Source organism: Sulfolobales archaeon (assembly GCA_038897115.1).
In the GTDB taxonomy this organism is placed as follows: Archaea; Thermoproteota; Thermoprotei_A; order Sulfolobales; family AG1; genus AG1.
The window spans coordinates 1-5,785 of sequence record JAWAXC010000126.1 but is presented as its reverse complement, the minus strand read 5'-3'; the positions used below and the strand labels follow the sequence as shown (position 1 = coordinate 5,785).

Sequence of the window (5,785 nt, the reverse complement as noted above, 5' to 3'; positions counted from 1 at the left end):
AGGAACTATAGAGCCTGGAGAGGATCCTAGAAGTACTGCTGAGAGAGAGCTTCTAGAAGAGACTGGCTATAGAGCTGGAGAGCTTATAGAGTTGTTTAAAATGTATAGCTCCCCCGGGGTTTCAAATGAGATCCTATATGTATTTCTTGCTAGAAAGCTAATCTATGAGGGATCTTCTCATCAGGAGGATGAAGCCATAGAAGTGATCAAGGTAGGTCTTCGAGAGGCTATTAATATGATTAGTAGAGGCGATATAATAGATGGAAAGACAATCGCCTCTCTTCTATATTATATAAGCTTTATCGCTAAGAACGGGATCTAGCGGGAAGGATAGAGAATGCTAGCCTCTACCCTTCTCTGTTGATGATAAAAGCCTATAGATCTGCTCAGGCTTTACAGGCATACGGGTTATCCTCACACGAATACCAGCTCTCTTTAGAGCATCCTCGATAGCCCTTATAATAGCTGGTGGAGCCGCTATGGTCCCTATCTCCCCAACACCCCTAGTGCCGTGAGGATGCTTGGTAGGCGTCTCCTGGAAGTTGATCTCGAATATGGGCATCTCAACAGCTGTTGGCACTAGGTAATCAGCTAGATTCGGGTTCCTCGGGAACCCTTGATCGTCGTAGAGGAGCTCCTCATAGAGAGCCTGGCCTACCGCCTGGGCTATGCCTCCCATTAGCTGTCCCTCAATTAGCATTGGGTTTATGGCTCTGCCAACATCGTCATATGATCTATGCAGAAGTACCTTGACCCTACCCGTATCTCTATCGATCTCAACAACAGATATATGGACTCCAAATGGGTAGACAGGCCCACCCGGATTGTAATAGCTTATCGCTTCGAGGCCGGGCTCGATACCCGGGGGTGGTGAGAAATAGGCTCTTGCCGCAACATCTTTCAGAGTAACAGCCTTATCCGGGGTGCCTCTCACGTAGAATCTGCCGTTCTCAAATACTATATCCTCTTCTCTTGCCTCTAAAATGTGGGCAGCGATCTTCTTAGCCTTTTCGAGAACCTTTAAGCTAGCCTGGATCACAGCTCCACCGCCAACGGTCATGGTTCTGCTTCCAGCGGTTAAGAGCCCCCTAGCTATTAGATCCGTGTCTCCCCAGAGCACCTTGATATCCTCGATATTGACCCCTAATATATCGGCTGCAAGCTGGGCAAAGCCTGTTGCATCTCCTTGCCCATGTGGTGATGCTCCGCTTATTATGGTTACCTTTCCGTCGCTTTCAATCCTGACTATAGCGCTCTCGAATGGGCCTCCCGAGGTTATCTCTACATAGAATGAGAGGCCTACACCTATTAATCTCCCCTTCTTACTCTCCTCACTAGCCCATCTCAATAGATCTCTATATCCGAGCTTCTCTAAGCCCCTCTGCAGCGTGCCTGGGTAATCACCTGAGTCGTATGTAAGCCCTGCACAGTTCTTATATGGCATCTCGCTAGCCTTGACTAGGTTTCTAAGTCTGATCTCGACGTCATCGATCCCGAGTTCGTCCGCAGCTATACTCATGATCCTCTCTATGAAGTAGGTTGCTTCAGGCCTTCCAGCACCTCTATAGGCCATCAAGGGTACTTTATTCGTATACACACCTAACGCGGTTATCGAGGCATTCTCAATCTTATAAGGCCCTGTAAGCATCCTCGCACATATAACTGGTAGCTCTGTTCCCCATGGATATGCACCCAGATCACCGATGATCCTAGCCCTCAGCCCAAGGATCCTCCCATCTTTATCAAAGGCAGCCTCAACCTCAGCATATAGATCCCTACCCCTATTAAGGCTAACAAGATCCTCCCACCTAGTCGAGTACCACTTGACAGGCGAGCCTAGCTGTATCGATGCTAGTGGAACGAGGAACTCCTCAGGATACCTAGTGATCTTAGCGCCGAAGGCGCCTCCCACATCAGGCTGGATAACCCTGATCCTAGGAACCTTGAGCTTTAGCCTTGAATATAGCTCTTCCTTCAGGTCAAACGGTGTTTGTGTTGATGACCAGACGGTGAGGTTATAGCCGTCGAAGTATGCGGCAACACCACGCGGCTCCATAGGGGCTGGTGCTACGCCCTGGTTGTAGAGCCTTTCAGAGATCACTAGATGAGCCTTGGCAAAGGCGCTATCGGGGTCTCCGCATTTAAAGCCTCTCTCGAAGGCTATGTTTCTCTCAGCAGGCTCGTGGATCCTAATATCGCTCTCCATAGCCTTATAAGGATCTGTGAGGGCTGTGAGGGGCTCATAATCAACACTAATAAGATCTGCAGCATCTCGAGCAACATATTTATCCCTTGCAATGATCATAGCGATAGGCTCTCCCACATATCTAACCTTCCCACTAGCTAGAAGAGTCATTGGCTCGGACTTAGCCTCATCATATATAATAGGCTCTACATATTTTTCGATATCTCTGTAGGTATATATAGCAACTACACCACTTAACTTTAGAGCATCACTCACATCTATAGATCTTATTATTGCATGAGGATATGGAGATCTGAGGAAATACGCATATAGAGCACCAGGAAGCCTTATATCATCAACATACTGCCCCCTTCCCGTTATAAGCCTCGGATCTTCGATTCTCTTAACCCTCTTACCAACATACCTACCTAAAAAGATCTCACTTTGGGTCATTGCAACACCATATATTAAACATTGATAAAAGCTTATATGGTAAACCAGGAATAATCCGAGGCATTTAAATGCATTACCAAGTCACAAACAGCCTTAGTAGATGCGTTGAACAATGGAATACCGATAAGAGGTTAGGGAAAAACCATTCAGCTCATTAGCTGGATCACATAGCTAAGAGGCTTTAACATAGATTCTTAAAGCCCACCATGCCCTCAGCTCCTCCTTGGTTTATAAGCAGAGCATCGAATATCGTGATCTCTTCTACATAACTAAAATAGGAGTTTGGGGGTTGAAGTATCTTTGATTATTTTTGGAAGCTTTTATATGGGTTCATGGTTAAGACCTTTCAAGGCTATTAGCTATGCCGATACATATATGAGCTCCGAAGACCATATGTTTATCAGTGACCCCGGGTTTCCGAGATCCGTGGGAGAACCACGGCAAAGGTGCTCGGGGAGACCGTGATGAATCCGAGGGCGGATATAGATAACCATAAACAATGATAAAAGACCGCTCTCGGATGAACGGTAATCTTAGTCTATTCATGAGGCTTAGAATGGATCTTTGTCCTCAGTTGATCGATATAATCTCCCTGCCCTGAAGGATGAGGGTTCCCTCTAGGGTGAGAGGCCGGATTTAAAAGCTCAACCCTTTAAGACGAGAGAAGATCGGCCTTCGCGGGGCTCGCTGTATATGGATAACCTCTTCTCATCCCAGGAACTGGGGTGTTTAGTTATAAAGTCACTATGAAGCTCACTATAAGGTTCTAAGTTGATAGGAATATCATGGGGGGTTGGAACCTCAAATTCATTTGCAGCCTTAGCATATTTATACATGGTAGGTGCGTCATGTGTGAGTGGTGAGTATTATACTCTACTGCGGAAGCGCGCTGAGAGGTTTCTAGTTAGAGCTGTTAGAGATCTCTCTGAAGGCGATTATGATGGCACATGTTTTAATGCTGAGGAAGCTATCCAGCTAGCTGTTAAGGCGGTTTTATATAGGTATTTTGGTGAGAACCCGTGTATCCATGGTTCCAAGACTCTTCTTGCTAGGCTTAGAAACCTGTTTATGGATGCTGGCGGAGATAGCATAGCTTCTCTACTCAACAGGTTTATAGCTGATAATCGCGATGCTCTGGATATTCTAGAAGAGAGCTATATCATATAGTGAGAAACAGGGAAGAGTATGTGTTGAGATAGCTAGGAAGGCTTTCGAGGTGATAAATAATGTTGAACGAGAAATGGGCTAGATTCGCGTTAGAGAGATACTCATTGCTAAGGAGATGGAGGGACTTTGCTAGAGCTATTGCTAGAGCATGCATGGATCTATTAGATAGAGATTGCCTAGAGGTGCACGTTGTTGGAGGTGCAGCGGAAAACAGACTCACAGTACTTAGCGATATAGATATAGTCATAGTGACAGATAACCCTTCATTAAAGAACATAGACACGATAATCGCTATAAAAAAGATCGCGGAGCAACACGGCTTACCAGCTGAAGCCCCGATAGACCTAAAGATATTAACTCCGGAAGAGTTCCAAGAGCTAATTAGGAGGAAAATATATAGGGAAACCATAAAAATAGAGAAGATGTAACATCAAAGGGCATCTAAGATGAGAATCAGAAGCAGATCGCTCCAATTCCGATCGCAGATAGTACCTTTCTATTAAAAGAAAAACCTAAGAAGCCGAGACAGGCGATCTTTAAAGGCTTTCCAGATATTGAATGGCCTAGATATTTTCAGCCTTTACTATATATCCTAGTAGAGGTATTGCTTTTCCTATGCAGCTAGATCTTAATAATATAACGATCAGCTTTCTAGCTAAATTAAAAGCAAATAACAATAGATATGCGAAGACCGTATTAGGGATTCTGCTTTATTGCGGTTCGTGTTAGTTGATATCGCCACTCGCCTCATCACCTTTTATCTAGCCTTCCCACTCGCTCTTCGGGAGCCTATCTCCCTCGAGCAAATACGGAGCCTTATTGAGTATGTTCTCCCCTTCGTAACTGCTCATAGAGATCATAGTAGTCATCTATCCCTATAGGTATTCCGATCCCTGTGAATTTGCTGTTTGTAATGATGCATCTTGATCTCATAGATTGGGATCTCTAGATATGCTTTCATCCCGCTCTGGGGGCTATGCTTTAGTTATGAATATTAGTTTTCCTCGTTAATCTTATCTGGTAATATAGTTGGGTGTTGTTGCTGAGGCTATGCTTTCGAGGGTTCTTGAGGAGGCTGTAAATAGGATTGCTAGGAAGGTTGCTGAGGGCAAAAAACTATCAGATCAAGAGATAGTAATACTATATCTAGATATCATCATGAGATCTAATGATAAGAGATTCGAAGCCTTTGATAAGAGGTTTGAGGCTATTGATAAGAGATTAAACGATCTTAAGGATTATGTTGATAAGAGATTCGATGATCTCAAAAGCTATGTTGATAAGAGATTCGAATCTCTTGAGAAGAGGATTGATGATCTTAAGGATTATGTTGATAAGAGGTTTGAGGCTATTAATAGGAGGTTCGAATCTCTTGAGAGGAGAGTTGATCTAGTATATAGTGAGGTTTCGTCGATTAAGACTGATATTATAAAGATGATGAAGGAGTATATGGAGAGGCTATACGGTGGAAAGAAAGACTAAAAAGATCTTGAAATTCTGAAGATAACCCTCACTCTACGCCTTTGAGTACCTCTTCCACTACTTCTACTCCTCGGATATCTACATCAATAGGGAAGCCATATAGAGGAACATACCAAGGCTGGATGGGTGTGAGACTATCTAAAAACCAGATCCTTTACATTGATCTATAACTCATAATATATCGAGAATCTAAAAACTCAGAGTTATAAGCAGGCTAGCAAGGTATGGAAGGCTGCAGACCTACTTGTAGCAGGTGGGTAGTATTAAAAAACACTTGGGAGGATACAGATGCCAGAAGAGGCTGACCTCTTCCCTGCGTTAGAAGGGCGAGGCTTTCGAGTTATAACTGAAGCGCCAGACGTGCCCATGAGATAGTGTATTAATGGGATCAAGACAGAGTATTGAACAGATCTGAAAGTTAAAAAGCCACATGAATAATATAATAATAGAGCCGGGGTCGCCTAGCCTGGTAGGGCGCCGGCCTGCTAAGCCGGTGGG

The 5,785-nt window shown here is 44.3% G+C and carries 5 protein-coding genes; 4 read left to right on the top strand and 1 reads right to left on the bottom strand.

Features of this window, described 5'->3' with window-relative positions; translation table 11 throughout:
- On the top strand, window positions 1–322 hold a 322-nt coding region (locus QXE01_11315), incomplete at its 5' end, for an NUDIX hydrolase (protein MEM4971825.1).
- 18 nt (window positions 323–340) lie between these two features.
- On the opposite strand, the gene cutA is transcribed toward QXE01_11315, so the two are convergent.
- Window positions 341–2,638, bottom strand: coding sequence for a glyceraldehyde dehydrogenase subunit alpha (gene cutA / locus QXE01_11310; protein MEM4971824.1), 2,298 nt, complete (start codon window positions 2,636–2,638; stop codon window positions 341–343).
- A gap of 852 nt (window positions 2,639–3,490) precedes the next feature.
- On the opposite strand from cutA, the gene QXE01_11305 reads away from it, so the two are divergent.
- The 3 genes from QXE01_11305 to QXE01_11295 all read left to right on the top strand — a co-directional run bounded on the left by QXE01_11305 (window position 3,491) and on the right by QXE01_11295 (window position 5,287).
- Window positions 3,491–3,805, top strand: a complete 315-nt coding sequence (locus QXE01_11305; protein ID MEM4971823.1) for a HEPN domain-containing protein — start codon at window positions 3,491–3,493, stop codon at window positions 3,803–3,805.
- A 59-nt stretch (window positions 3,806–3,864) separates the two neighbouring features.
- Window positions 3,865–4,233: a nucleotidyltransferase domain-containing protein gene (locus QXE01_11300; GenBank protein MEM4971822.1), complete on the top strand. Its 369-nt coding sequence runs from the start codon at window positions 3,865–3,867 to the stop codon at window positions 4,231–4,233.
- Between the two features lie 601 nt (window positions 4,234–4,834).
- Window positions 4,835–5,287, top strand: coding sequence for a hypothetical protein (locus tag QXE01_11295; protein ID MEM4971821.1), 453 nt, complete (start codon window positions 4,835–4,837; stop codon window positions 5,285–5,287).
- Window positions 5,288–5,785 lie beyond the last annotated feature (498 nt).